General features: G+C 40.7%; 19 protein-coding genes and 2 other annotated features. All 19 genes read right to left on the bottom strand.

The features are described from left to right. Positions 1-52: 52 nt before the first annotated feature. Positions 53-2704: a valine--tRNA ligase gene (locus CFT42_RS01840; protein WP_088815251.1), complete on the bottom strand. Its 2652-nt coding sequence runs from the start codon at positions 2702-2704 to the stop codon at positions 53-55. Positions 2705-2752: 48 nt separating this feature from the next. After that, positions 2753-2972: a binding site (T-box leader), on the bottom strand. Between the two features lie 40 nt (positions 2973-3012). Next, positions 3013-4302 (bottom strand): glutamate-1-semialdehyde 2,1-aminomutase, encoded by a 1290-nt coding sequence (gene hemL / locus CFT42_RS01835; protein ID WP_088808897.1) that lies wholly within the window; start codon positions 4300-4302, stop codon positions 3013-3015. A gap of 2 nt (positions 4303-4304) precedes the next feature. Further along, entirely contained in the window at positions 4305-5282 is a 978-nt protein-coding gene (gene hemB, locus CFT42_RS01830) for a porphobilinogen synthase (protein WP_369821457.1), read from the bottom strand. Then, positions 5272-5988: a uroporphyrinogen-III synthase gene (locus tag CFT42_RS01825; protein WP_088815250.1), complete on the bottom strand. Its 717-nt coding sequence runs from the start codon at positions 5986-5988 to the stop codon at positions 5272-5274. The genes hemB and CFT42_RS01825 overlap by 11 nt, the downstream gene beginning before the upstream one ends. Next, complete coding sequence (gene hemC, locus CFT42_RS01820; protein ID WP_088815249.1) at positions 5985-6917, bottom strand: hydroxymethylbilane synthase; 933 nt, start codon at positions 6915-6917, stop codon at positions 5985-5987. The genes CFT42_RS01825 and hemC overlap by 4 nt, the downstream gene beginning before the upstream one ends. Then, positions 6907-8217 (bottom strand): glutamyl-tRNA reductase, encoded by a 1311-nt coding sequence (hemA, locus tag CFT42_RS01815; RefSeq protein ID WP_088815248.1) that lies wholly within the window; start codon positions 8215-8217, stop codon positions 6907-6909. Before hemA ends, hemC begins: the two co-directional genes overlap by 11 nt. A 120-nt stretch (positions 8218-8337) precedes the next feature. Then, on the bottom strand, positions 8338-8922 hold the full coding sequence (yihA, locus tag CFT42_RS01810) for a ribosome biogenesis GTP-binding protein YihA/YsxC (protein ID WP_088808892.1): 585 nt from the start codon (positions 8920-8922) through the stop codon (positions 8338-8340). Positions 8923-9010: 88 nt separating this feature from the next. Continuing rightward, complete coding sequence (gene thrS / locus CFT42_RS01805) at positions 9011-10933, bottom strand: threonine--tRNA ligase (RefSeq protein WP_088808891.1); 1923 nt, start codon at positions 10931-10933, stop codon at positions 9011-9013. 67 nt (positions 10934-11000) lie between these two features. Further along, positions 11001-11226: a binding site (T-box leader), on the bottom strand. Between the two features lie 59 nt (positions 11227-11285). Beyond that, positions 11286-12206, bottom strand: coding sequence for a primosomal protein DnaI (gene dnaI / locus CFT42_RS01800; RefSeq protein WP_088808890.1), 921 nt, complete (start codon positions 12204-12206; stop codon positions 11286-11288). A gap of 9 nt (positions 12207-12215) precedes the next feature. Beyond that, entirely contained in the window at positions 12216-13580 is a 1365-nt protein-coding gene (locus tag CFT42_RS01795) for a replication initiation and membrane attachment family protein (RefSeq protein WP_088815247.1), read from the bottom strand. Positions 13581-13586: 6 nt separating this feature from the next. After that, positions 13587-14051 carry a transcriptional regulator NrdR gene (nrdR, locus tag CFT42_RS01790; protein WP_088808888.1) on the bottom strand — a complete coding sequence of 155 codons (465 nt, stop codon included), beginning with the start codon at positions 14049-14051 and terminating at the stop codon, positions 13587-13589. Positions 14052-14084: 33 nt separating this feature from the next. Beyond that, positions 14085-14693: a dephospho-CoA kinase gene (coaE, locus tag CFT42_RS01785; RefSeq protein WP_088808887.1), complete on the bottom strand. Its 609-nt coding sequence runs from the start codon at positions 14691-14693 to the stop codon at positions 14085-14087. Between the two features lie 9 nt (positions 14694-14702). Then, the gene (mutM, locus tag CFT42_RS01780) at positions 14703-15524 is read right to left on the bottom strand and encodes a DNA-formamidopyrimidine glycosylase (RefSeq protein ID WP_088808886.1); all 822 of its coding nucleotides are present in this window, start codon (positions 15522-15524) and stop codon (positions 14703-14705) included. Positions 15525-15533: 9 nt separating this feature from the next. After that, the gene (polA, locus tag CFT42_RS01775; RefSeq protein WP_088815246.1) at positions 15534-18161 is read right to left on the bottom strand and encodes a DNA polymerase I; all 2628 of its coding nucleotides are present in this window, start codon (positions 18159-18161) and stop codon (positions 15534-15536) included. A 144-nt stretch (positions 18162-18305) separates the two neighbouring features. Beyond that, positions 18306-19568: an NADP-dependent isocitrate dehydrogenase gene (gene icd, locus CFT42_RS01770; protein WP_088815245.1), complete on the bottom strand. Its 1263-nt coding sequence runs from the start codon at positions 19566-19568 to the stop codon at positions 18306-18308. A gap of 13 nt (positions 19569-19581) precedes the next feature. Beyond that, positions 19582-20706, bottom strand: a complete 1125-nt coding sequence (gene citZ / locus CFT42_RS01765) for a citrate synthase (protein WP_088808883.1) — start codon at positions 20704-20706, stop codon at positions 19582-19584. Between the two features lie 21 nt (positions 20707-20727). Next, positions 20728-21192 (bottom strand): DUF441 domain-containing protein, encoded by a 465-nt coding sequence (locus CFT42_RS01760; RefSeq protein ID WP_088808882.1) that lies wholly within the window; start codon positions 21190-21192, stop codon positions 20728-20730. 164 nt (positions 21193-21356) lie between these two features. Beyond that, positions 21357-21731, bottom strand: coding sequence for an FxsA family protein (locus CFT42_RS01755; protein WP_088809076.1), 375 nt, complete (start codon positions 21729-21731; stop codon positions 21357-21359). Positions 21732-21853: 122 nt separating this feature from the next. Next, positions 21854-23611, bottom strand: a complete 1758-nt coding sequence (gene pyk / locus CFT42_RS01750) for a pyruvate kinase (protein WP_088808881.1) — start codon at positions 23609-23611, stop codon at positions 21854-21856. Between the last annotated feature and the right edge of the window lie 129 nt (positions 23612-23740).

The raw sequence follows: 23740 nt of genomic DNA, 5'->3' as shown, positions 1-23740 counted from the left end.
CCAGCTCCCTTAAAAAACAGCCCTATCTTATTCAATAAGGCTGTCATTTAGATTAGTTTTTCTTCAAATTAGCAATACGTTCTTCAACGGATGCTTTTTTAGCTAAATAATCTTGTTCTTTCGCTTTTTCTTCTGCAACAACTTTTTCCGGAGCTTTTGAAATAAAGCGTTCATTGGATAGTTTGCCTTGAACTCTTGCCACTTCTTTGTTCCACTTCTCAAGTTCTTTCTCTAAGCGAGCAATTTCTTCCTCAATATTAATTAAACCTTCTAATGGTAAATAGATTTCTACACCGGATATGACTGCGGTCATTGCTGAATCAGATGGTGTCAAATCAAAAGAAATTGTCAACGTTTCTGGATTACAGAAGCGTTCAAGGTAAGAAATATTTTCTTCCAAAATGGTTTTGAATTTTTCATTGGCTGGTTTAAGTTCAATTTTAATTTGTTTACTTAAAGGTGTGTTAACTTCAGCTCGGATGTTACGCACTGCGCGAATAATATCAACCAAAGTTTTCATTGCTTCAGATGATGCACAATCAATCTGACTTTCATCTACTTGCGGCCATGCAGCAACAGTAATAGACTCGCCTTTATGCGGTAAATTTTGCCAAATTTCTTCTGTAACAAATGGCATAAATGGGTGAAGTAATCGCATTGTATTATCCAGTACAAAAGCAAGAACTGAACGAGTAGTTTTCTTCGCTTCTTGATCTTCACCGTACAAGGAAATTTTTGCAATTTCAATATACCAATCACAAAACTCATCCCAAATAAAATTGTACAATGTCCGTCCCACTTCTCCAAACTCGTATTTTTCAGAAAGTGCAGTAACAGTTTCAATGGTTTCATTTAAACGAGTTAATATCCATTTATCACTTACTTCAATAATTTTTGATAAATCAATTTCATCGTATTGTAAGCCATCCATATTAATAAGCGCAAATCGTGAAGCGTTCCAGATTTTATTAATAAAATTCCAAGATGCTTCAACTTTTTCAAAGCTAAATTTCAAATCTTGCCCTGGTGAGGTTCCTGTTGATAGTGTGTAACGCAATGAATCAGCGCCATATTTATCAATAACATCAATTGGATCTACGCCATTGCCTAGAGATTTTGACATTTTACGTCCTTCTGCATCACGTACAAGTCCATGAATAAGTGTATCTTTGAATGGACGTTCTCCTGTGAATTCCACGGATTGGAAAATCATTCGTGAAACCCAAAAATAAATGATGTCGTATCCTGTTACTAATGTGTGATTCGGGAAGAAATGCTTATAATCAGAAGCATCAGTATCTGGCCAACCCATAGTTGAAAAAGGCCAAAGTGCAGAACTAAACCACGTATCTAAGACATCTTCATCTTGTTCCCATTCAGAAATATTTTCTGGTGCTTTCTCACCAACATAAATCTCGCCAGTTTCTTTGTGATACCAAGCAGGAATGCGATGCCCCCACCATAGTTGTCTTGATACACACCAATCGTGAATGTTTTCCATCCAAGTGGTATACGTCTTCTCAAAGCGATTTGGAACGAAATTAACTTTTGTTTCTTCTTCTTTTTGTATCGCAATAGCAGCTTCTGCTAAAGGTCCCATTTTGACGAACCATTGCATAGATAAATATGGCTCTACGACAGCATCAGTACGTTCTGAATGCCCTACTGCATGCATATGAGGTTCTTGTTTAATAAATAAATCAAGCTCTTTAAAATCTTGAATGATAGCTTTACGTGCTTCAAAACGATCCATGCCGTTGTACTTACCAGAAGCTTCGTTCATTGTACCGTCTTCATTCATAATAATAATCCGTGGTAAATCATGACGGTTCCCAACTTCAAAATCATTAGGGTCATGAGCGGGTGTGATTTTAACAGCGCCAGAGCCAAAGTCGCGTTCCACATACTCATCTGCAACAATTGGGATTTCGCGATTTAAGATGGGAAGTAAAATAGTTTTCCCAATTAAATGTGTGTAGCGTTCGTCTTTTGGATGCACAGCAACCGCTGTATCGCCAGGAATGGTTTCAGGACGAGTTGTTGCCACTTCTAAAAAGCCAGAACCATCAGCTAGAGGGTATTTTAAATGGTAGAAGTTTCCTTCCACTTCTTTATGAATAACTTCAATATCGGAAAGCGCAGTTTTAGCAACCGGATCCCAGTTAATAATATATTGTCCGCGGTAGATTAAACCTTTTTCGTATAGAGAAACAAAAACTTTTTTTACAGCATCTGAAAGACCTGCGTCTAGCGTGAAGCGTTCTCTTGAATAGTCTAGACCTAACCCTAATTTTTCCCATTGTTCGCGAATAAAAGAGGCATATTCTTCTTTCCATTCCCAAGATTTCTCAAGAAATTTTTCGCGGCCAATGTCATGACGAGAAATATTTGATTCTTTTAATTTAGCTTCCACTTTTGCTTGAGTAGCGATTCCAGCATGATCCATACCCGGTAAATATAATGTATCGAAACCTTGCATGCGTTTCATACGGGTAATAATGTCTTGCAATGTAGTGTCCCAAGCGTGCCCTAAATGAAGTTTACCAGTCACGTTTGGCGGGGGAATTACAACGCTATAAGGCTCTTTTTCTAAATTCCCTTCTGCTTTAAAAAAGCCCTGTTCAAGCCACCAAGCATACTTACCTTCTTCTACGTTATTTGGTTCATATTTAGTTGGCATTTCAATTTCATTTTGGTTTTCCATCTTAAAACCTCCTATTTTTATCAAATAAAAAAACTCTTCTTGTCCTTATAAAAGGACGAAAAGAGTTTGGATTCGCGGTACCACCTTTTTACTCAAAAATTTTGAGCACTTCATTCGTTTAACGATGAGTTTCACCGGCTTCTCCTACTTTATTGTTCAGAAAAGCAGCTCCGAGGCTACCTTCAATTATTTCGAATGAAAGTTTTCACCAACCACTTTCTCTCTAAAAAAACGAAAATAATTTACTCTTCCTCTTCAAAGCTTTTTATCAATATATATTTGTAGTTTACCAAAATGAGGCTATTTCGTCAATTGGCTTTCAATGTTTTACACGTTTGTTCAAAAGCTTCAAGCGTCTTATCGATTTCCTTTTCTGTATGAGCTGTAGAAATGAAAATGCCTTCAAATTGAGATGGTGGCAAGAAAATGCCTTGATTTAACATTTCGCGATAGTAAGCATTAAAGAAATTCAAATCGCTCGTCTTAGCTTCTTCAAAATTCGTCACTTTTTTGTCTGTGAAGAAAAAGCCAAACATGGAACCCGCCTTATTGATAGATAGCGGCACTTCATATTTTGCTGAAATACTTGTGAGGCCTTCTTCCATACGTTTAATTAAGCTGCGAAACTGGTCATAGTGATGTGGCGTTAGCTGAGAAATCGTTTCATAGCCAGCGGTCATAGCTAATGGGTTACCCGACAATGTACCGGCCTGATAAATAGGCCCAGCTGGAGCAATTTGTTCCATAATTTCTCGTTTTCCGCCATAAGCGCCAACGGGCATTCCCCCGCCAATCACTTTCCCAAGACACGTTAAGTCTGGCGTCACAACATAGTAGCCTTGAGCAGAATAATAATCGACGCGGAAACCTGTCATTACTTCATCGAAAATAAGCAGACTACCATATTCAGTAGTGAGCTTGCGAAGTCCTTCTAAAAAGCCGGCAATTGGTGGAACCACACCCATATTCCCAGCAACGGGTTCAACGATGACGCATGCAATTTGCTCGCCGTAATGACTGAAAGCTAGACGCGCACTCTCTAAATCGTTATAAGGGACGGTAATAGTATCTTGTGCAAGTCCGCTCGTGACACCGGGAGAGTCAGGTAAACCAAGCGTTGCGACACCAGACCCTGCTTTAATTAAAAGAGAGTCACCATGACCGTGATAGCTGCCCTCAAATTTTAAAATCTTGTCGCGTTTTGTGTAGCCTCTTGCTAGGCGAATGGCGCTCATCGTTGCTTCCGTACCTGAAGAAACCATACGCACAATATCAATTGATGGCACACGGTCAATGACCAGTTTAGCTAATTCATTTTCAATTTCTGTGGGCGTCCCGAAACTTGTGCCCTTTTGGATAGTTTTTGTCAGGGCCTCCACCACATTTGGATTTGCATGGCCTAAAATGAGTGGCCCCCAAGATAAAACATAATCAATATAGTTGTTGCCATCGATGTCAGTTAAATAGGCACCAGTTCCGTGGTCCATAAAGACGGGTGCTGCGTCGACCGATTTAAATGCCCGAACAGGGCTGTTGACCCCACCAGGCATGAGCTTTATTGCTTCAGAAAAAGCTTTTTTTGAGTTTGAAAAATCCAATGTTATCCCTCCTGCTTGTTTAGATAAGTCGCAACATCTTTCGCAAAGTAAGTGATGATTAAGTCAGCCCCTGCGCGCTTCATGCTGAGGAGCATTTCCATCACGATTTTTTCTTCATCAATCCAACCGTTTTGGCTAGCGGCTTTAACCATTGCGTATTCGCCACTTACGTTATAGGCGACAACGGGTAGATGTGTTTCGTTTCGGACATCGCGAACAATGTCTAAATACGCTAAAGCGGGTTTGACGATAATAAAGTCTGCGCCTTCTTTTTCGTCGCTTTTAGCTTCTAAAAAGGCTTCATGGCGATTGGCTGGATCCATTTGATACGTCTTCCGGTCGCCAAATTGCGGCGCGCCATCTGCGGCATCACGAAACGGGCCATAGAAAGCTGACGCATATTTCACGGCATATGACATGATGGGGATATTTTCAAAACCTGCTTCGTCAAGGCCACGGCGGATAGCTTGGACAAAGCCGTCCATCATGTTGGACGGCGCAATAATATCAGCTCCGGCACTCGCTTGGCTGACAGCGGTTTGAACGAGAATGTCAAGCGATTCATCATTTAAGATGCGTTCACCTTGAACAAGCCCGCAATGCCCGTGGTCAGTAAATTCGCATAGGCACGTATCAGCGACTACAAGAAGATTGGGATATGTTTCTTTAATTAGTTGCGTCGCTCTTTGAATGATACCGTGCGAATGAAAGGCACCTGTTCCGATTGCATCTTTTTCAGAAGGAATTCCGAACAAAATGACTGCTTGGATACCGCACGCAACAACGCTTTCTATCTCTTGCTTTAATGCAGATAGAGGGTATTGGTACACGCCCGGCATAGAAGCAACTTCTGTCACCTCATCGCCTTCTTCTTTAATAAAAAGTGGGTATATGAAGTCGTTCATTGTTAAGGTATTTTCACGAACTAAGTCACGCATTGCGCCAGATGACCTTAGTCGGCGATGTCTATCAAAATTCATCATTTTCTATCTCCTTTAGTAAATTATCCATCGTAAATATTGTCGGCTGAACATCGACTTTAAAGCCATCTCGCTCGATTGCTTCACTTGTAACAGAGCCAATCGAAGCAATTTTAACTGATTTACAAACAGCCTTTTTTTTAATAATTTTCTTAAAATTTTCCCATGCAGAAGGGCTCGCAAAAGCGATGTAAAAGTTGTCTTCTGCTTCCATGAAAGCGCGCAACTGACTAGGTGCAACTTCCGGCATAAACGTGTCATATAAAAACACTCGGTTCACCAAAATCCCTTTTTCTTCTAGTAAAGTGGGGATAACGCTTCGCCCCTTCAAGCTTTGCGGAAAAAGGACCGCCGGATTTCCACTTATAAATTGTAACCACTCAAAAACAAAAGCCTCCGTTTCGAATTCGCTCGGAATAAAATCAGCATGCAAATTATATTTTTTTAAGGCATCTGCTGTTTTTGAACCAATGACAGCTATTTTGAGTGTAGGTGGACATTTTTTGAAACGCTTGAAAAAATAGTGCACAGCATTTTGGCTTGTAAAAAAAAGCCAGTCATACGTATCAAGAATTATTTCTTGTTCTAACGGGAGTGGGCGTGTTTCAATTAGTGGTATCGAAATAGCGCGAATAGCCTTTTTTTCTAGATTTCGAATGGCCTCGTGATTTTTCGCTACTTCACGCGTTAAAACGACCGTCTTCATAGCGAACGAAGCGCATCAATTAGTTCTTTTGCGCCCTGCTTTAAAAGGATATTGGCCGCTTCAATGCCAATTGTTTCTGGGGTGTCGCCACTTGTTTGCACGTCTAAGCGTGTCATGCCATCAACGCTTCCAACGAATCCAGTGAAGACAAGTCCGCCGTCAGCTTCTTTTTGGGCAAAACCAGCAATTGGGATTTCACAGCCGCCGTTTAGCGTTTTTAAAAAGGCGCGTTCAGCACGTACACAAAAAGCCGTTTCTGTATCATGGATTTCGCTAAGCATCGCGAGTACTTCTGCGTCATCATTTCGGCATTCAATTGCGAGGGCACCTTGTCCGACTGCCGGTAAGCAAGTTGTGGCATCGAGGGTTTGCCGTCTTAACGTTTCATCAGAAAGCCAGCCCATACGCGATAAACCAGCTTCTGCCAGAAGGATAGCATCGAAATCTTCCGCATACAATTTTTTTAAGCGCGTATCGATGTTGCCGCGAATTGACTTGATTTGAAAATCTGCGCGATAGCGTTTTAACATCGAAGCACGACGTAAACTACTCGTTCCAATGACAGCGCCTTGCGGAAGCTCATCCAAGTTGGTTTTTTCTGCAAAAACAACGCAATCATAAGGAGATTCTCTTTTTGGGATAGCGCCAATTGTTAAACCTTCTTGCAGTTCGGAAGGCACGTCTTTCATACTATGAACAGCGAAATCAATTTTTTTATCAACTAAAGCCTGCTCAACTTCTGAAACGAAAAGTCCTTTTCCACCAACTTTACTTAACGTGACGTCTAAGATTCGGTCGCCTTTTGTCACGATTTCATGAATTTTAAACGTAACATCTGGAAATTTTGCTTGCAATGCGCTGATGACATGCCCCGTCTGCGTTAAAGCTAGTTTGCTCTTTCTTGAGCCAACAATTATTTCACGTTTCATAGGTTTTCCTCATTTCTTTAGCGTTCTGCGAAGATTCAGTTACCTGCAGTCCAAAAATTTCTTTAAATAATTGGATTTTCATTTCAGAATCGGCGTCAATGGACATTTCCTTGATTTCTGAAACCGGATTTTTTAAAAGTTGGTTAATAATGCTCTTCATATGTTTGCCAATCAGCACATACTCACGCTCCGTCAAGCCCGGCAGCTTGTTCTCTAGACTTTTCATCGTTTCAGATTGAATGCATAGCGCCTTTTCTCTAAGTTCACGAATTAAAGGAACAACACCTAACTGCTTCTCCCATTCAAAAAAGGCAGCAGTTTCGGCTTCAATTTCAAATTCTAAGGCCTTAACGATTTGTTTGCGTTCTTCCGTATTTGCCGAAATAATACCGTCCAGATCATCTAAATCATATAAGAATACATTGGCTAATTGTGCGCATGCAGGTTCGACATTACGTGGCAGAGCAATATCGATAATGAGCAGTGGCTTTGACCGTTTTAAAACGGCATTTTTTGCCATGCTTTCCGTAATAACGAATTCATTTGCCCCAGTTGAAACGATAATGATGTCCGCTTGTTCCATTTCCACTTGTAATTTTTGCATCGGTGAAAACGACGCATGAAAATGACGTGCGAGCTCAAAACCAGTCTGCTCGGTTCGGTTCATAATTGTAACGTTTTGCACACCGCTGCCAGTTAAATTTTTTAATGCGAGTTCGCTCATTTTGCCAGCGCCAAGTAATAAGACGGATTGCTTATCTAAGTTTGTATGAATTGATTTTGCGACTTCAACGGCTGCGTAGCTCACTGAAACCGCATTTTCATTTATGCGTGTATCATGGTGTGTCTTTTTTGCAAATCGAATCGCTTCAGGAAAAAGCTGGTTTAATAGCGTTCCGGTTGTTCCAACTGATTGCGCCAATTGGAAAGCTTGTTTGACTTGACCTAAAATTTGCGTTTCCCCCAAAACGAGTGAATCCAGCCCGGCAGCAACTTCAAAGAGATGCTTAACGGCCTGTTTTTCCTCGTAAAAAAAGAGGTAATTCGCGAGTGTATCCATATCTTCTTGAAACCATTCTGCAAGAAAGCGTTTCATATAATAACGCGCTGTGTGAAGCTGATCCACAACAGCGAAAATTTCGGTTCGATTGCATGTTGAAATAATCACATTTTCAAGGATGCTTTTTTCCTTGTTTAATGTGCTCAGTGCCAGTTCTGCTGCTGATGTTTGGAAGACGAGCTTCTCCCTAATCTCGATGGGTGCCGTTTTATGGTTAAGCCCGACAGACAATATGTACATCTAAAAGTCCCCCTACAATTGAGATAATTTTATTTTAGCATTTTACTAGGTCGAAGTTCAATTAGCTAGTTTGTAAAAATTATAATCTGCCACAAAAAAATGAGCTTGAATGGTCGTCATTCAGCTCATCTTTTGTTCAATGAATTCCCATGCCTCTTCTTTCCCCATACCTGTTTCCGAAGAGAACATGACGAAATTATCATCTTTATCAAAATCGAGTGTTTCGCGTACGATTTTAGCATGTTTCTGCCATTTACTACGCGGGATTTTATCTGCCTTTGTCGCAATAATAATGACAGGAATTTGATAGTATTTAAGAAATTCGTACATCATTACATCATCATTTGTTGGTTTGTGTCTTAAATCAACAATTTGAATGACTGCCCGCAATTGTTCGCGTGAAGTAATATACGTTTCAATCATTTCGCCCCACTTTTCACGCTCACGCTTAGAAACTTTAGCAAAACCGTAGCCTGGAACATCGACAAAATAAAATTTTTCTTCTATTTTATAAAAATTAAGTGTCTGCGTTTTGCCAGGTTTTTGTGAGATTCGCGCCATGCTTTTTCTGCGAATCATTTTATTGATAAATGAAGATTTCCCAACGTTAGAGCGTCCTGCTAGCGCAAATTCAGGCAAAGAGTCTGCCGGATATTGCTCTTGCCAAACCGCACTAATGACAAGTTCTACATGATTTACATCCATAATTTAAGCCCTCGCTTTTCTAATCTCGTTCTAGTATAACGGAAAAACGCTTTTCTCACAACAACTATTGCAAGAAAAGCGCATTTGCTTAATATTTATTCACTTCTTGAAGCACTTTTTGGATAAAGTCTTCTAGTTTTATTGTTTCGGAGTCTTTTGAACCGTACTTACGGACATTTACTTCGCCGCTTTCTGCTTCCTGATCCCCAAGAACGAGTGCGTAAGGGATTTTTTGAGTTTGCGCTTCGCGGATTTTATACCCGAGTTTCTCATTGCGGTCATCAATTTCTACACGTAGACCAGCGCGTTGCAATTTGTCTTGCACATCTTTTGCATAGGCTAAATGTGCATCTGCATTAACTGGGATAATTTCCATTTGCACGGGCGCAAGCCAAGTTGGGAAAGCCCCTTTATACTCTTCAATTAGGTAGGCAACAAAACGTTCCATCGTCGAAACTACACCGCGGTGAATCACGACTGGGCGATGTTTTTCCCCGTCTTCCCCGATATAAGTTAAATCAAAGCGTTCAGGGAGCAAGAAGTCCAGTTGTACTGTCGAAAGTGTTTCTTCCTTGCCAATCGCAGTTTTAACTTGCACGTCGAGTTTCGGTCCGTAGAAAGCAGCTTCACCTTCTGCTTCGAAATAATCCATGCCCATTTCGTCCATCGCTTCTTTTAACATAGTTTGCGCTTTTTCCCACATCGCATCATCATCAAAGTATTTTTCAGTGTTTTCAGGATCGCGGTAGCTTAGACGGAAATTAAAGTCGTTGATATTGAAGTCTTTATACACTTCTAAAATAAGTTCCAACACGCGTTTAAACTCATCTTTAATTTGGTCAGGACGAACGAAAACGTGTGCGTCGTTTAAAGTCATGCCTCGAACACGTTGTAAGCCAGAAAGTGCGCCACTCATTTCGTAGCGGTGCATAAGACCAAGTTCCGCGATACGAATTGGTAATTCTCTGTAACTATGAATGTCATTTTTATAAATCATCATGTGGTGCGGGCAGTTCATTGGGCGAAGAACTAGCTCTTCATTATCCATTTTCATAGTTGGGAACATATCTTCATGATAGTGATCCCAGTGACCACTTGTTTTATACAACTCAACATTCGCCATTACTGGAGTGTAGACGTGATTATAACCTAAACGTTCTTCTTTATCTACAATGTAACGCTCAATCACGCGGCGAATTGTTGCGCCTTTCGGTAACCATAGTGGCAACCCTTGACCAACTTCAGCTGAGTTTGCAAATAAATCGAGCTCTTTTCCAAGTTTACGATGGTCACGTTCACGAGCTTCTTCTTGCATTTTTAAAAAGTTCGCCAAGTCTTTTTTATCGAAAAAGGCAGTTCCGTAAATCCGTTGAAGCATTTTATTATTGCTGTCACCACGCCAATATGCCCCAGCAACACTCAACAATTTGAAAATTTGGATTTTGCCTGTAGATGGCACGTGAATTCCGCGGCATAAGTCGAAAAACTCGCCTTGCGTATAAATTGTGACGTTCTCATCTTCAGGAATGGCATCAATTAATTCAATTTTATAAGGATCATTGATAGCCTTAAACCGTTTAATTGCTTCGTCACGAGAAACCACTTCGCGAGAAATAGGTAAGTTTTCGCGCACAATACTTTGCATTTCTTTTTCAATCGCAGCAAATGATTCTTCACTAATCACGCTGTCTGTATCAATGTCATAGTAAAATCCTGTGTCAATCGCTGGTCCAACGCCAAATTTAGCATCTGGATATAATCGTTTTACCGCTTGAGCTAAAAGGTGAGCGGAGCTGTGACGTAAAATGCCAAGCGCATCCGCGTGGTCAGGAGTCACAATTTCAATTGCCCCGTCTTCTTCAATTGGTGTCACTAAGTCAACCAATGTGCCATTTATTTTTCCTGCTAATGCTTTCTTTTTAAGACTTGGGCTGATTGATTCTGCGATGTCTGCAGTTGAAACGCCCTTATCAAATTCTTTTACTGCGCCATCTGGGAATGAAATTTTCATGTGATCTACTCCTTTATTTAGATTACAACTAATGAATAAAGAACAACAAAAAAACTCGCCCCTCTAAACAAGGGACGAGTTTGTATACTCGTGGTTCCACCCAAGATTTGGAATAAGACGAGCTTACTCCCTCTTGTCGCCGTTAACGTGAGCGAATCGTCTATCTTTACTAGCTAAGCGTTCCAGATAGAAGTTCAAAGGTGGTCCAACTTAATTTACTGTTAGGAGGTTCTCAGCTACCCCTCCATCTCTGAAACATGCCATTAAGCGGTTGTCCTTATCATTACTTGTGATTTATTAGTACTCATTATACGCATAAAGAAATTTTTTTGCAAGCTTTTCTTTAAAAATTTTAATTTCGGCGATTGGTGCCGTTCAATTCGATTTCTTTGGCTAAAAAGCGAATGCGCTCCATGATGCGTCGTGCTTTTAGCTGCTCTTCCATCCCGTTTTGTGAAAAAGTAAGGTGGTTTTCGAGTTGTGCCATGTTGTAGTTCGATGAGAAAAATGTTGGCAGTTGCTCTTGCATGCGGAATTGTAAAATCGCGCCGAGCACTTCATCGCGCGTCCAAGCTGTCATCGCTTCTGCCCCAATATCATCGAGCATAAGGACTTCTGTTTCTTTGGCAAACTGGATTTTTTCGCCTACGGTATTATCGGAAATCGATTGCTTAATTTCACGCATGAACTCAGGTAAATAAACAAGCGTTGTCGAAACGCCGCGTAGCGCGAGTTCTCTTGCAATGGCTCCTAGCAAATAGGACTTTCCTGTACCAAAACTACCATGAATATATAAGCCTTTTACCATGCCAGCATCAGCTTCATATTCTTTCAAAAAATTAAAAGCTTCCACGAGCGCATATTGCCGCGCATCCTCATCTGTGTAAAATTGGTCGAGCGAGGCTTCGACAACTTGTTTCGGCATATAAAGCGAGCGAATCCGTCTTTCTACAGCACGGCGCTTGTCTTGTTCGATTTTTTCTGGTGTTGGATAGTATGTCACCGTCATAAATTCACCGTTTAAAACAAGTTTTGGCGCGTATCCAGGCATAAGCGTTTCTTTCTTTTCTTTAAAATTTCGGTCTTGCGTCATAAATTCATAAAGGTTAGAAATATTTTGATTGATCATTTGTTCGGAAATATCCGTCTTGTTTTCCGCCAAAAATGCGCGAATAGGTTCATACGACAGGACTTGTTCTTTCACTTGTTGGTATTCCTTTTCAAAGTCCCGTCCTTCAAATAACTGGCCTAGCGTACGTTCGATTTTATCCACTTGTTTCACCTACCTTTTCAATTGTTCTTTTATTTTTTGAACTTGCTCTTCAAGTGCTGTTTTCTCTTTATCCGAGAGCTTACTGTCTGCTGGTTTGGTTTCTTCTTTATCGAACCAATCTGGCAGCACTTCTTTTCTTTTATTTTGGGAAAAATGACGATTTCGTTTTGTGTTATTTTCCGGTTCTTCCTTCAAACGTTTATATTTCTCATGTTCAGAAAGCGCCAGCTCCATTGCTTCCTTTGCCGTCTTCACATTTTTACGCTTCCAATGAGCCGCAATCGTCATCATGTAGTTCTTCGAAAGCTTGCGGTCAAGCCGTAAAAGGACGTATTCAATGAGCACATTCATGACGGGTTCTGGTAAATTTTGTTGTGTCATCACGTCCTCGACAACGCGTAAATCCGTTTCAGCAGGCGTTGCTCCGTCCGCAATATCGACTAAAAGTTGGAACGGGGTCACACGTTCAAGGTAGAGTTGTAACGCTGTTTCGTCATTCATTTCGAGCGGAGGCGCTGCGTCTACATTTTCCTGCTTCGTCTGCAAAGTCGGCAGAGCGCGGTGCTCAATTTGATAGCTGTCCCGAATGATTTTCCGCAAAAGTTCGCAATTGATGGAGCCGTCTGTATTTAATGCGCGATATAAAAAGCTCGTCATTTCCTTTTCAGCGGTGCCGTAAATGCTATTCATATTTAAAATCGTCTGCTCCACTTCTTTTGTGATGGCAGAACGGCGAATTAAATTCGGCGACAAAATTTGGTAGAACGTCTTGAAATCAAAATTTTTCGCGTCCAGTTCAATTTCTTTCGGCCGATTTTTAGCAAACAACTCTTCGTTTTCCACTTCTGGACTCGCCACTTCATTCAAGCGAAATGCTTCAAACACGTCTTGGAAGGCACGCGTCACTTCTTGAAAATCGGACTCATGAAAGGCATCATCAGCAAAAAATTGACGTAGCCGGTTGTACTGGCGCGCCCCGATTTTACTATACAAATAAATATTTAATAAACCATCGTTGAAGAATTGCGCAGGACTTAGCGGTGGCAAGACTTCATACACATAACGACGGTCTTCATTTTCTGTCTGCACGTAGGTTTTTAGGAGTCCCAAACCTTCAAGTTTTATGCGCGCATCAAAAAAATCCTTTAAGCTTAAAGAAAGCATATTTAGAAGTTGTGTATGCGCGTGTTCTTTGCTCCACAAGCGATTCTCCTCGACTTCAGCAAGAAGCGTCTGATAAATAGCAAGACAATTCGCGCCCATAAGCGGCTGATAAAGCATTGTCGCCACTTTTTGATCGAAATGTGTGATGACGCCGTTCATTTTGACACGATAAGCATCGACGGGTCTTAGTTCCATCCAGAATTCACTCAACTGCTATCATCCTTTTTTATTTTTATCCATAAGTTCTTTTAATTCATCTACAAACACATTAATATCTTTAAACTGACGATATACCGAAGCAAAGCGCACATAGGCAACTTCATCAAGCTTCGCAAGTTTATTCATCACTTTTTCGCCGATGAGGTCAGAAGGAACTTCGCTATCTCCGATATTTCGAAGTTCGCGCTCAATTTCCGTTACAATTTCTTCTAGTTGTTCCATGCTAACAGGACGCTTTTCACAAGCGCGAATTAGACCACGGCGCACTTTCTCACGAGCAAATTCCTCGCGTGCCCCGTCTTTCTTTACGACAACAAGCGGACTTTCTTCCACTTTTTCAAAGGTTGTAAAACGAAAACCGCATTTCTCACATTCACGTCTTCTACGAATGGAGTTTCCATCATCAGCTGGTCTTGAATCCACAACACGTGTACCATTATATTTGCACGTAGGACATTTCATTCATTCGTTCAACTCCTAAGACTCATTTCTTTTTTATTCATTATACCATGACTTTAGTCGCTGTAAAAACTCATCCACTTGTTTTCTTGTTGTAGCAAGCGAATCATCATTATCAATGACGATATCTGCATAAAGTCGTTTTTCGGCGATGGGCATTTGACTTTCTATTCTAAGCCGCGCTTCTTTTTCAGTTAAATGATTGCGTTTCTTGAGCCGCGCTAACTGCGTTTCTTCGCTCGTTGCCACGACAAGCGTAATATCGACTAAATCTGTCAATTTACTTTCAAACAAGAGCGGAATATCAAACACAACCCACTTTTCCCCTTTAGAAAAAAGGATTCGTCGTTTAGCGAGCATATCGGCACGTACAAGTGGATGGACAATTTGATTCAGCAATTCTCGTTTCGCCGCGTCTTCAAAAATGATTTCGCCAAGTTTGGCGCGATTAAGCGTCCCATCTGCTTGTAAAATATCCGTCCCAAAAGCCTCAGCAATTTGCTTGAGCCCAGTTGTACCCGGCATGACGACTTCGCGCGCTGAAATATCCGCATCAACCACTGGAACACCAGCATCTTGCAGCATTTTGCTAACCGTCGATTTTCCCGTTGCAATGCTTCCCGTAAGTCCGATTGTCATTCCCATCATTTCCACCTACTTTTGGCATTTTGGACAAAAATGCGTCCCGCGTCCATTTAATTTTATTTTTTCAATTTCCGTCCCGCAAATCGGGCAAGGCTCGCCGCTTTGACCATACACAACCAGTTTTTCCTGATAACGACCGAGTTTTCCTTCTGAATTCACATAGGTGCGAATCGTGGAGCCGCCCAGTTCAACAGCCTCTGCCATAATCGTTTTTGTCGCCTCATAAATGCGCGTAATTTCAGTATTTGTCAAGGAATTCGCCGGCCGAGTTGGCATCACTTTCGCCATAAAACAAATTTCGTCCGCGTAAATATTTCCAACCCCTGCAACTAACTTTTGGTCTAAAAGCACAGTTTTAATCGCACGTGTTGTTTTCTTTAAGCCAGCCGCAAATGGCGCTTTCAAAAACTGCGCATCAAGCGGTTCAGGACCCAATTTTTGAATGGAACGCGTTTTTGCTTCACCAAATTTTTCAATCAGTTCAAGCGTGCCAAATTTACGAACATCTAAAAAGCGCAATTCCGTTTGATCAGTAAAATGGAAAATAACATGCGTATGCTTCGAAACTTCATCGGTTTCGTGATGCAATCGAAATTTCCCTTCCATGCGTAAATGTGCCAAGATGGAACAATTCGTTAAATCAAAAATGAGAAATTTGCCACGGCGTCTGACCGCTTCGAATTTTTCTCCCACAAGCAAATGAACGAATTCATCCGCTTCAGGCTGTACAATCATTTTCGGTACATTTACCGTCACTTGGTCGATTTTTTTCGAGATAATAAGGTCTGAAAGTGTACTTCGAACGTTTTCAACTTCTGGTAATTCTGGCATAATAGCTCCTTACTTCGCGTCATACCAAGTGTTTCCAAATGCCGTATCCACTTTTAGCGGAACGTTTAACAGAGCTGCATTTTCCATAACATCCGGAACTATTTTTTCTAAAATCTCAATTTCGTGTTCAGGAGCTTCAAAAATCAGTTCATCATGCACTTGAAGTAGTAAGCGCGCTTCTAATTTCTCTTTCTCTAAACGATCTTGCATCAAAATCATCGCTTTTTTAATAATATCAGCAGCACTACCTTGAATAGGCGTATTCATCGCCGTCCGTTCAGCAAAACTACGAACATTGAAGTTTCGACTCGTAATTTCAGGAATGTAGCGTCTGCGATGTAAAATCGTTTCCACGTATCCTTTTTCTTTTGCAAAACGTACGATAGAATGCATGTATTCTTGCACATCAGGATAGCTCGCAAAATAGCGGTCAATAAAATCCTTCGCTTCTTTTCGCGTAATCCCAAGATTTTGTGACAAACCATAATCGCTAATTCCGTAAACAATCCCAAAATTAACCGCCTTCGCTTGCCGACGCATGAGCGAATCCACTTCGCCCTCACTCACATGAAAAACGTCCATCGCCGTTTTCGTATGAATATCGTAATCATGCTGGAAGGCATAAATTAAGTTCTCATCACCCGAAATATGTGCCAATACACGAAGTTCCACCTGCGAATAATCGGCCGAAAAAATCTTCCAACCCGCGACACTCGGCACAAACGCCTGTCGAATTTTCCGCCCTTCCTCCAGACGAATTGGGATATTTTGAAGATTCGGATCCACCGAGCTTAAACGACCCGTTTGAGCTAAAGTCTGATTGAAACGCGTGTGCACCTTTTGCGTTTCCTTGTCGATCACTTTTAGCAAGCCTTCAATATAAGTTGACTGAATTTTTCCAAGCTGGCGATACACTAAAATTTCATCGATAATCGCATGACTGCCCGATAAAGCTTCCAAAACATCAGCAGCGGTTGAATAACCCGTTTTAGTTTTCTTAATAACAGGCAAATTCAGCTTTTCAAATAAAACGACACCAAGTTGTTTCGGTGAATTAATATTAAATTCATAACCAGCGAGCGAATGAATCGATTTTTCAAGCGTCGCAATTCGTTCGGAAAGCTCCGCCTTCATTTCCAGCAACCGCTTCGAATCCACACGAACGCCCTGCATTTCCATGTCTGCCAAAACAATTGAAAGCGGCAGTTCTAGGTCAGTCATAAGCGCTAATTGTTCATTGTTTTCAAGTTCACGAATGAGCGGCTTTTCAAGCTCAAATGTAGCAACCGCCTTATAAGCTAAATGTTTTGCGACAATTTCTTCTTCCGGAATAGCGCGCTTAGCTCCTTTACCGTAAATCGCCTCGTCCGTTTGCACATTATCATAATCATGGCGCACCACAACGCTCGCAAAATCATCAATGTTGTCTGACGGATTAAGCAAATACGAAGCAAGCATAATATCGAAAGTCAGCCCTTCCGAGAGAATTCCAAGGCGACTCGCCGCCACCTTTGTTTTTTTCGCGTCGTACACAATCTTTTGACTTTTTTCTGAGGAAAGCCAGTTTTTAAACGCTTCACTTGCTTGAGCAGTCTTTTCATTAAAGAAAAATGTCCCTTTTGACGAATGAACGGCAAAACCAACAAAACCAGCCGTATGATAATTTTCATTTTCTAATTCAATGTAAAGGGCCGTCTTATCCGCATAATGCGCGCTCGTAAACTCAGTTATCGTTTCAAATTCAATTTCAGCAAGCGGCTGTTTCTCGGTTGCTTCATCATCAAAATTTTTCAAAATGGATTTAAAATCCATCTCCTTTAAAAATGGAACTACTTTGTCCGCCTGGAATCCAGCGTATTTCGTATCAGCAAGCGACGTTTCAATCGGTGAATCCGTATTAATTGTCGCCAGTTCCTTACTTAAAATCGCCATCTCTTTATTGTCTAGCACTTTTTCTTTCAGCTTTTTGCCAGAAATTTCATCAGCGCGCGCTAAAACGCCTTCGACCGTCCCACCAAATTCATGCAGCAATTTAAGCGCCGTTTTTTCCCCAACGCCCGGAATCCCTGGAATATTATCCGAAGAATCCCCCATTAAACCTTTCATGTCAATAATTTGCTCCGGTGTAAGACCATATTTTTCCTGCAAAGTCTCCGGCGTATTTTTTTCCATATCTGTAATGCCTTTTTTAGTAATATAAACCGTTACTTTTTCGCTTGCAAGCTGTGTTAAATCCCGGTCACCTGTAATGATAACCGTTTCCATATTTTCGCTTTCTGCTTTTTTTGCAAGCGTGCCAATAATATCATCGGCTTCATAATCTTTTAGCTCATAACGTGGAATATCATAAGCATCTAAAAGCTCACGAATAAACGGAAATTGTTCCGAAAGTTCACTTGGCGTTTTTTGTCGTCCACCTTTATATTCTTTAAACGTTTTATGCCGAAAAGTTGTTTTTCCTGCATCAAAAGCAACTAACACATGGTCAGGCTTTTCATTATCGATGACATTGTTTAACATCATTGCAAAACCATACACCGCATTCGTATAAATTCCTTTGTCATTTGTTAATAATGGCAACGCATAAAATGCGCGATTTGCAATACTATTCCCGTCGATTAATACTAATTTACTCACAGGAAAACCTCCTTCTATTCAAGTTCTCACTTATGACCATTTTACCATATATATTGGCTAAAAGAAAAAGCTGGAGATTATCTCCAACTTTTCCGAACGTTTTTTTATCATTTCACAAATACAGCCCAGTAAAACTGTACATTTTTATAGATTTCCAATTAATTCATCCGCAAATTCCGAACATTTAACTTCGGTCGCGCCATCCATTAGACGAGCGAAATCGTATGTGACCGTTTTGCTAGCAATGGTTTTTTCCATGGAATCAGTAATTTTCTTAGCCGCTTCTCCCCAGCCAATATGCTCTAAAAGAAGTGTCCCTGAAAGAATAACAGAAGATGGATTTACTTTATCTAAACCAGCATATTTCGGTGCCGTCCCGTGTGTTGCTTCAAAGATGGCATGTCCTGTGTCGTAATTAATATTCGCACCAGGAGCAATTCCAATCCCACCAACTTGGGCAGCTAGCGCATCAGAAATGTAATCACCATTCAAGTTCATTGTCGCCACAACATCAAATTCAGCTGGACGCGTTAAAATTTGCTGCAAGAAAATATCCGCAATCGAATCTTTAATTAAAATTTTTCCTGCCTGAAGCGCTTCTTTTTGTTGTTTATCAGCTTCCGCCGCGCCGTGCTCTTCCTTGATGCGGTCGTATTGATTCCACGTAAACACTTGATCCTTAAACTCGCGTTCAGCAAGCTCATAACCCCAGTTTTTAAACGCCCCTTCGGTAAATTTCATAATGTTTCCTTTATGGACAAGTGTCACCGACTCGCGTTTTTCACTAATCGCATATTCAATAGCCGCACGAACAAGGCGCTCAGTCCCTTCTTTAGAAACTGGTTTAACGCCAATTCCAGACGTTTCAGGAAAACGAATTTTATCAACGCCAAATTCAGCTTTTAAGAATGAAATGAGTTTTTCAGCTTCTGCACTACCTTCTTTAAACTCAATGCCTGCATAAATGTCTTCCGTATTTTCTCGGAAAATGACCATATCAGTGTCCTCCGGTCGTTTAACAGGCGAAGGTACACCGTTAAAATAGCGAACTGGACGAAGGCAAACGTATAAGTCTAATTCTTGACGAAGTGCAACGTTTAACGAACGAATTCCGCCACCAATTGGTGTTGTAAGTGGGCCTTTAATCGCAATGAAGTATTCACGAATTGTGTCAAGCGTTTCTTGTGGCAGCCATTCGCCTGTTTGATCGAATGCTTTTTCACCAGCAAGCACTTCTTTCCATTCGATTTTACGAGTTCCTGCATAAGCTTCTTTGACAGCAGCATCGAGGACACGACGTGCAGCACGCCAAATATCTGGTCCAGTCCCGTCTCCTTCAATAAAAGGGATAATCGGTTCATTTGGTGTATTTAAAACGCCATTTTGTACAGTGATTTTTTCAGCCATTCCATTTTCCTCCTTAAACTCTCTTTTCAATTGGTTGATAAACGCGCGCTTCTGGCCCTACGTAAATCGCACGCGGGCGAATTAAGCGATTATCACGATATTGTTCAAAAATATGTGCCAGCCAGCCTGAAACTCGGCTTACTGAGAAGACAAGCGTAAATAAATCTGCATCAATTCCAAGCGCATGATAGACTGACGCCGAATAAAAGTCAACGTTTGGACGCAAATGCTTTAATTCCCAAACAGCTTCTTCTACCTGGCTAGACAGTTCAAACCATTTTTCCTCGTTTTTTTCTTTTGTAAGACGCTCAGACATTTCTTTTAAATGTTTCGCACGTGGGTCGCCGCCGCGGTAAACACGGTGCCCGAAGCCCATAATTTTTTGTTTTTGATCGATTTTATATTGAATATAGTCGCGCACATTACTAGAAGCACTATCAATTTCTACAAGCATATCAAAAACTCGTTCATTTGCTCCCCCGTGGAGAGGTCCTTTTAGAGCACCAATCGCTGCAGTAACCCCAGAGTAAACATCTGATAAGGTCGCGACGCAAACACGCGCTGTGAAAGTTGAAGCGTTAAATTCATGGTCAGCGTGTAGCACAAGCGCCTTATTCATCGCCTCAACAGATAGAGGATCAGCTTCTTCCCCTGTCATCATATACAGGAAATTAGCTGCAACACTGAGCCCAGGCTTTGGTGAAATTGGATCAAGTCCTCTACGAATGCGCGCAAAAGCAGCAACAATTGTCGGCATTTTCGCCTGTAAACGCAACCCTTTTTTATAAATGGACTCACCGTCATCAAGCTCCGATTCTGTATCAAACACACCCAGCATGGAAACCGTTGTCCGGAGCACACTCATCGGGTGTAATTTTTGATGATTTTGCATGCGTAAGCTCGTAATAATCGTGTCAGATATAGCCATATGCTCATTAATTTCATCTTTAAACTTAATCAACTCTTCCTTATTCGGAAGTCTAAGATGCCAGAGCAAGTAAACAACTTCCTCAAAGCTCACATTATTTTCGACTAAATCATCAATCGAGTAGCCCACATATTTTAATGTATCGTCTATAATCGAACTAATAGACGTTTCTGCTACGTAAACATTTTCTAATCCTTTTGAAACTGTCATAGAAATCCTCCTTCACGCTTCTTATTTTGTAAAGAAAGTAACCAGTTGCATGGCCATGTAGGCAATCCCTGCCGCAATAACAGGGCCAGCTGCAATGCCTCGAAATAACACAACAGCTAATATCGTCCCAAAAACGAGCGAAACCGTAATTTGCGGATCCGCAGCCATATAACTAACACCTTTTCTAGATAAAATGGATACTAAGATACCCGCCGATAAGCCAATCCAACCAGCTGGTGACTTAAACGATTCAATCAGGTCTTTAAAGCCAATTTGTCCTGTCGCAATCGGAATCAAGATGGCAATCGTAATAATGGTAACCCCCCAATTGATCCCTTTTGCTTGAACCACTTCCATAATCTTTGTATTTCCCGCAAAAAGTTTTAGTAAAATGACAACCGCCACGCCAATAATTAATGAGTTGTTTTTGGCGATAATCCCTAGTAATAAAAATAAGAGTAAAAATAGCATGCTTTCTGTAAACATTTTTGACACCCTTCTTGCTACCTTGAAAACACACAAGATAGAAAATATTATAGCATAAAATGGAGAAATAGTATAAAACAAACCTATCTTATTTTGAAAACAACATAAGAAAATGCTATTAAAGTTTTTTCAAAAAGAAGCGAGCTTTTCACAGCCCGCACTTTTTACATATCAAAATAGTAGTCTGTTTTATGTTTTTTAGTCGTAAACCATTTCGCGAGCCTTGGTTTTATGAGGTTCCGTATAAAAGGAATGAAAAGCAGCAAACCAAGAATCGTTGTTAAAATACCCGGAATGGTCAATAAGAGCGCAGAAATAAAGAAACAAATTGTATCTAGCAAATACGGCGCCACCGTTCGACCATCACGAATATTTCTAAAAATATTCCGCCCTACTTTTTTAAACATATAAACGCCAAGTGTCGTTGAAGCAATTTGAACAAAAACAAGCGGCCAAAAACCAATTGCCTTAAACAGCCACACATAAATAAGAAGTTCAACAAAGCCGTATAAAATCCAATATAAAAATACATTTTTCAAGCTATCAACTCCAATGATAATCATATTTTTATTATAACGCATTTTGCTTTGATAAAAAAACAAAAGGCTAAGACACTCTTAGCGTCTTAGCCTTTTGTTAGTTATTTTTAGATTATTTCATTTTAGTGTGTTGCTGTTTTACCGTTATATACGCTGCCTTGGCGTGCGTCAACTGTAACAGTTTCACCGTCGTTGATTAAAGATGTCGCATCTTTTGCACCCACAACGACTGGAATGCCTAAATTAATTCCTACAACAGCAGCATGGCTAGTTAAGCCACCTTCTTCGACGATAACTGCGGCACTCTTCTCAAATGCTGCCATCATGTCTTTATCTGTTGTCTTCACAACTAGAATTCCGCCTTCTTCAGCTTTAGCTAGCGCTTCTTCATTTGTTTTCGCTACAATCGCTTTTCCACTTACAGAACTACGTCCGATTCCGTGGCCTTTTACGACTTTTTCACCGATTAGTTGGATCTTCATCAAGTTTGTTGTACCACTTTCAGTTACTGGTACACCAGCTGTGATGATGATTAAATCGCCTTGTTGTGCTAATCCAGAAGCAATGGATTCTTTAACAGCAAGATCAAACATATCATCTGTATTTTGAACTGGTTCTGCTAGACGCGCATATACGCCCCATGAAAGTGCCAATGCACGACAAACATGTTCGTTAAATGTGACCGCTAAAATATGAGATTTTGGACGGTATTTCGAAATCATGCGTGCGGTATGACCACTTTGTGTCGCAGCAACAATTGTTTGAACATCTAAATTACGAGCAGTGTGTCCTACTGCTTGACCAATTGCTTCAGTCATATCCGTATTAGCATGCATTTTAAGCGCAAATTTGTCTTGCGCGATAAGTGCTTCTTCAGTGCGAAGTGCGATTTTTGCCATCATTTGAACGGATTCAACTGGATAATCCCCAGCAGCTGTTTCACCTGAAAGCATGATGGCATCAGTACCATCAAAGATAGCATTCGCTACGTCTGACGCTTCCGCACGTGTTGGGCGCGGGTTACGTTGCATAGAATCAAGCATTTGAGTAGCTGTTACAACTGGTTTTCCTAATTTATTACATTTACGGATTAATTCTTTTTGTACAATTGGAACTTCCTCAGCCGGAATTTCAACACCAAGGTCACCACGTGCAACCATTAAACCTTGAGAAACTTGAAGGATTTCATCGATATTGTCGACACCTTCTTGGTTTTCGATTTTAGGAATAATTTGAACGTGAGTTGCATCGTTATCTTCTAAGATTTTAGTAATTTCTAACACGTCAGAAGCACGACGAACAAATGAAGCCGCAATAAAATCAATACCTTGTTCTAAACCAAAACGGATGTCATTCGCATCTTTTTCGGTAATTCCAGGTAAGTTAATAGAAACGTTAGGAACGTTAACACCTTTTTTATTTTTTAAAACACCTGCGTTTAAAACTTTTGTAACTAATTCGCGGTTGCTTGCGTCTTTTTCTGTAACTTCTAAGCCGATTAGACCATCATCTAAAAGAATGCTAGAACCAATTTCAACATCGTCAAAAAGTTCACCGTAAGTAACAGAGAATTTTTCTTTTGTACCTTCAACTGGAGTCATGGAGATACGAACAACGTCTCCTGTTGTAAATTCAAGTTTTCCACCGACCATGTCATTCGTACGGATTTCTGGACCTTTTGTGTCAAGTAACAAAGCAACTGGTTTCCCAGTTTTTTTCGCTGCTTCACGGATATTTTGAATACGTGCGCCGTGCTCCTCGTAATCACCGTGTGAGAAATTCAAACGTGCAACGTTCATTCCTGATTCGATTAATTTTACTAGTGTTTCTACTGATTCACTAGCAGGTCCGATTGTACAAACAATTTTCGTTTTTTTCATTTTCCTATTCCTCCTAGAAACTACCATTCATACTTTTCATTATAAACACATCTTACTCATTTTACCAGTAACAGCTATAGGACACAAGCTGTTTGTGAACTTTTATGCAAGTTGCTATCATTCCTCATA

Source organism: Listeria goaensis (genome assembly GCF_900186125.1).
In the GTDB taxonomy this organism is placed as follows: domain Bacteria; phylum Bacillota; class Bacilli; order Lactobacillales; family Listeriaceae; genus Listeria; species Listeria goaensis.
Note: the sequence above shows the minus strand (reverse complement) of the source record. Positions and strands in the feature narration are given on the sequence as shown.

Coding starts and splice junctions, on each gene's coding strand:
- CFT42_RS01840 (WP_088815251.1), bottom strand. CDS start 2,704: ATGGAAAACCAAAATGAAATTGAAATGCCAACTAAATATGAACCAAAT.
- hemB (WP_369821457.1), bottom strand. CDS start 5,282: ATGAATTTTGATAGACATCGCCGACTAAGGTCATCTGGCGCAATGCGT.
- CFT42_RS01825 (WP_088815250.1), bottom strand. CDS start 5,988: ATGAAGACGGTCGTTTTAACGCGTGAAGTAGCGAAAAATCACGAGGCC.
- hemC (WP_088815249.1), bottom strand. CDS start 6,917: ATGAAACGTGAAATAATTGTTGGCTCAAGAAAGAGCAAACTAGCTTTA.
- hemA (WP_088815248.1), bottom strand. CDS start 8,217: ATGTACATATTGTCTGTCGGGCTTAACCATAAAACGGCACCCATCGAG.
- yihA (WP_088808892.1), bottom strand. CDS start 8,922: ATGGATGTAAATCATGTAGAACTTGTCATTAGTGCGGTTTGGCAAGAG.
- thrS (WP_088808891.1), bottom strand. CDS start 10,933: ATGAAAATTTCATTCCCAGATGGCGCAGTAAAAGAATTTGATAAGGGC.
- nrdR (WP_088808888.1), bottom strand. CDS start 14,051: ATGAAATGTCCTACGTGCAAATATAATGGTACACGTGTTGTGGATTCA.
- coaE (WP_088808887.1), bottom strand. CDS start 14,693: ATGGGAATGACAATCGGACTTACGGGAAGCATTGCAACGGGAAAATCG.
- mutM (WP_088808886.1), bottom strand. CDS start 15,524: ATGCCAGAATTACCAGAAGTTGAAAACGTTCGAAGTACACTTTCAGAC.
- icd (WP_088815245.1), bottom strand. CDS start 19,568: ATGGCTGAAAAAATCACTGTACAAAATGGCGTTTTAAATACACCAAAT.
- citZ (WP_088808883.1), bottom strand. CDS start 20,706: ATGACAGTTTCAAAAGGATTAGAAAATGTTTACGTAGCAGAAACGTCT.
- CFT42_RS01760 (WP_088808882.1), bottom strand. CDS start 21,192: ATGTTTACAGAAAGCATGCTATTTTTACTCTTATTTTTATTACTAGGG.
- pyk (WP_088808881.1), bottom strand. CDS start 23,611: ATGAAAAAAACGAAAATTGTTTGTACAATCGGACCTGCTAGTGAATCA.